Here is a 3781-nt window from a genome sequence, read left to right as displayed (position 1 = left end):
ATTTAGGGATTCATTAAGGTAATTCCTTGAAGTTGTGACAAAACAACCCCGATAGGGGTTTAATCCCTTAAGGGTATTTGCCCCGGGTGCAACCCGGGATTGAGAGGTAATTTTGATATTCGGGAATCCCGACTCCAAGGGAGTCGAACTTTAGATAAGAAAATAAAATAAGTGTCAAGTATTTTCAGGATGAGACAAAGGATTTTGGCAAGGAATGCCCTGTAGGGGCAGCTTTTTGAGATAGTTCATGAAGTGTAACCTAGGTCACAATTTAGATAGTCACAGCTTTTTATCTTTGTTTATCGTAGAATTAATAGTACCCAATTAGACCCAACTATGCGTTACTTATTCACCACATTATTTCTGGTTTTTGTCTCATTCACCACCTTGATGGCCCAGTTTGACCAAATGATCAAACCGGCCAAAATGGAGCAGGTCACCATCAAGCAGTTTGAAGACGATGGATTGGCCCATTTCAGCTATGCTGTCCATGTGGACGACCAAATGTATCTGGTGGATCCAGGAAGAGATCCCCAGCCTTATTACGATTATGCGAAATCTGTAAACGCCAACATCGTTGGTGTAATCAATACCCATCCCCACGCGGACTTTGTCAGTTCCCATCTGGAAATCCATCAGACTACTGGGGCTACTATTTTTGTCAGTAAGCTGGTAGGCGTCCGCTATCCCCATCAGTCCTTTGATGAAGGGGAAGTTATCACACTTCCCAAGGGTGTAAGGCTTAAGGCCATTCATACTCCCGGTCATTCCCCTGATGGAATAAGCATTGTTGTCGAAGAAAATGGTAAAGATGTGGCTGTTTTCACAGGAGATACCCTTTTCATTGGAGATGTTGGAAGACCGGACCTGAGAGAAAGTGTGGGAAATATCATGGCCCAACGGGAGGAATTGGCCAGAATGATGTATTACAGTACCAGAGAGAAATTAATGGTCTTGGATGATGATGTCATTGTTTACCCCGCGCATGGAGCAGGTTCTCTTTGTGGGAAAGCCATTTCTGCAGAAAAAAGCAGCACCATTGGGCAAGAGAAACTGACCAATTATGCCTTGCAGGAAATGAGTGAGGAGGAATTTGTTGAATTATTGCTCGCGGATCAGCCTTTCATTCCTAAATATTTTCCTTTCAATGTGGATGTGAACAGGGTAGGAGCATTGCCCTATCAAGCATCCAAAGAAGCTGTCAGGAGATTAGAAAGAAATCAGCACTTGCCTTTGAATGCCGTCGTGATTGATGGCCGTAAGCAGGATGTGTTTAAATCCTCCCATGTAGAAGGAGCGATCAATATCATGAATGGAGCCAAGTTCGAAACTTGGCTAGGAAGTTTGCTGGCGCCATATACCTCTTATTACCTGATTGCAGAAAGTCGGGCAAGCTTGGAGGAGTTGATCTCCAAAGCAGCCAAAATCGGATATGAGACTTTTATCGCAGGGGCCTTTGTCTATGATGAAAAGGATGGCAGTCAGATGGCCATATTTAAAAAGGAGTCCTTTGATGCCAATCCCGACCTCTTTACCATTGTTGATATCAGAAATGCAGGTGAAGTGGCCCAAGGAAAAGTCTTTGACAAGGCCATCAATATTCCATTGCCCGAGTTGATGCAAAGGGCAGGTGAAATTCCAACAGATAAACCCATAGTGGTGCATTGTGGTACCGGATACCGCTCCGCAGCTGGCAGCAGTATCATTCAAAACGCTTTGATAAATTCACAAGTCCTGGATATGAGTGCGTTTATCCTTGACTATAAATGACATTAGTTGTGGTTTATGGGAGTACCGAAAGAGGGCAATCAGGTGGATTGTCCTTTTTCTTTAACTTTATGAAATTAAACGATGGAAAAGTATATCAAAATCATTCTTGATTCTTATTACGGTTACTGGAATTACCTGGTCAATGAGATGTTTTACCCTTCTTGGACCAATTATTTCTGGTGGTTGTTAGGCTTGTCTGTTGGGGTATGGTTGTTGGAAATTTTCTTTCCCTGGCGGAAAAAACAAGCCATTTTCAGAAAGGACTTTTGGTTGGATGGCTTCTACATGTTCTTCAATTATTTCCTTTTCTCTTTGATTGCCTACAATGCCATATCCAATGTGGCTGTGGAGGCATTTAACGATTTCTTGGGAATTTTTGGGGTGGAAAATTTGGTGGCTCTGCAGGTGGAATCCTGGCCCAGATGGGGACAATTCCTTTTACTTTTTTTGGTGGCTGATTTCATTCAGTGGAATGTGCACAGGTTGTTACATCGGGTTCCTGCACTTTGGGAATTCCATAAGGTGCACCATTCGGTGGAGGAGATGGGTTTTGCTGCCCATTTGAGGTTTCACTGGATGGAGACCATCATTTACAAAACCGCCCAATATATACCTTTGGCGATGATTGGTTTTGGGCTGGAGGATTTCTTTATCGTGCATATTTTTGCAACGGCCATTGGACATTTGAACCATGCCAATTTAAGAATAACTTATGGTCCGCTGAAGTATATCCTCAATAACCCCATCATGCACCTATGGCATCATGTAAAAGCTTTGCCTAAGGACAGAAAGTATGGGGTGAATTATGGGATAACATTAAGTCTTTGGGATTACCTTTTTGGTACGGATTACATACCCCATGAGGGCAGGGATGAAGCCTTGGGTTTTGACGGTATGGAAGCATTTCCCAAGACCTTCTGGACGCAGGTCAGCTATCCTTTTGTGAAGCAAAAAAATAAAGACAGGTTTAATACCCCTCAGGTTGTCGATGATTTGAGGAAAGCAACGATAAAAGTAAAAAAATGAAAGCAGCGATCAATAATTGGAGGTTTGTCATTCTGATGAGTTTGACCTTGGGGCTGGCACCCTTTGTGCCTGAACCACATATCTGGGGCAAGATCAAGTGGATTGCCGGTGGGGCCAAAGGAATGGCTGCACTGGATTGGTTCGATTTTGTTTTCCATGCCATTCCCTGGGTGTTACTGATCAGGTTAAGTGTGCTGCAGCTGACCGGGAAGTTGAAAAAGGAAGCCCTGGATGTGAAGTAAGCGGTTGAAATTTTGGTCTTAACCAAGGGAAAAAGTTTTATTTCATTTAGAATGTACATTGATTAGGAGATAAGGCCTGAAAGGCTGCACTTTGCCAACCCAGACTGAAGCTTGCGGAAGTCTGGGCATGGCAAATTATATATTATCACAGAGGCCTGAAGGGCCGATCTTTAATCCCATACGTATTTCTCATCGAAATTAATTTGATACTCCTTTAAAAATAGCCTGAATTCGTCTTCAAAACTTAATTTTGCATGATGTTCTGGTTGTCTTTGAATATATTCTTTTACAATATCTAACTTTGATTGACTTGTTGAAAAGACGCCATACCCATTCTGCCATTCAAAACTTTTTTGACCATTGGATTTCATCCAAGCAGAGCTTGAGGTTTTTGTCTTTTGTACTAATTCGGAAATAGTCATTGTCCTAGGTAACTCACATAGAATATGAACATGCTCTGGATTGGCATAAATCTTATGAACGTATGATTTTTGGTTTACCAAAAGCTTTGTAATGTAGGCCTGAAGTGCTGGTCTGATATTTTCAGAAATAATCCGCTCTCGTCTTTTGGTTGAAAAGACAAGATGGATATAAATTTTAGATAATGACTGAGGCATATTTAAAAAACTTAAAAATTGAATTCAAAATTAAAACCCCCAAAGCTTAAATAATTATTTTAAACGGATATTTCCGATTAATTTTTGATCGGTCCTTCAGACCTTTGGGATTGGGTTAATTTCTAA

At 41.6% G+C, this 3781-nt stretch carries 4 protein-coding genes; 3 read left to right on the top strand and 1 reads right to left on the bottom strand.

The window, feature by feature from the left end; genetic code table 11:
• The first annotated feature begins 336 nt into the window (after nt 1-336).
• The 3 genes from B879_RS20330 (at nt 337) to B879_RS20320 (ending at nt 3038) form a co-directional block, all read left to right on the top strand.
• Nucleotides 337-1770 (top strand): MBL fold metallo-hydrolase, encoded by a 1434-nt coding sequence (locus tag B879_RS20330; RefSeq protein ID WP_009187113.1) that lies wholly within the window; start codon nt 337-339, stop codon nt 1768-1770.
• Nucleotides 1771-1851: 81 nt separating this feature from the next.
• Complete coding sequence (locus tag B879_RS20325) at nt 1852-2796, top strand: sterol desaturase family protein (RefSeq protein WP_009187111.1); 945 nt, start codon at nt 1852-1854, stop codon at nt 2794-2796.
• On the top strand, nt 2793-3038 hold the full coding sequence (locus tag B879_RS20320; protein WP_009187110.1) for a hypothetical protein: 246 nt from the start codon (nt 2793-2795) through the stop codon (nt 3036-3038). Before B879_RS20325 ends, B879_RS20320 begins: the two co-directional genes overlap by 4 nt.
• A gap of 170 nt (nt 3039-3208) precedes the next feature.
• Here the strand turns inward: B879_RS20320 and tnpA are convergent, their stop codons facing one another.
• Nucleotides 3209-3655 carry an IS200/IS605 family transposase gene (tnpA, locus tag B879_RS20315; RefSeq protein ID WP_009187109.1) on the bottom strand — a complete coding sequence of 149 codons (447 nt, stop codon included), beginning with the start codon at nt 3653-3655 and terminating at the stop codon, nt 3209-3211.
• Nucleotides 3656-3781: the final 126 nt, after the last annotated feature.

The organism is Cecembia lonarensis LW9, from assembly GCF_000298295.1.
GTDB lineage: Bacteria > Bacteroidota > Bacteroidia > Cytophagales > Cyclobacteriaceae > Cecembia > Cecembia lonarensis.
Note: the sequence above shows the minus strand (reverse complement) of the source record. Positions and strands in the feature narration are given on the sequence as shown.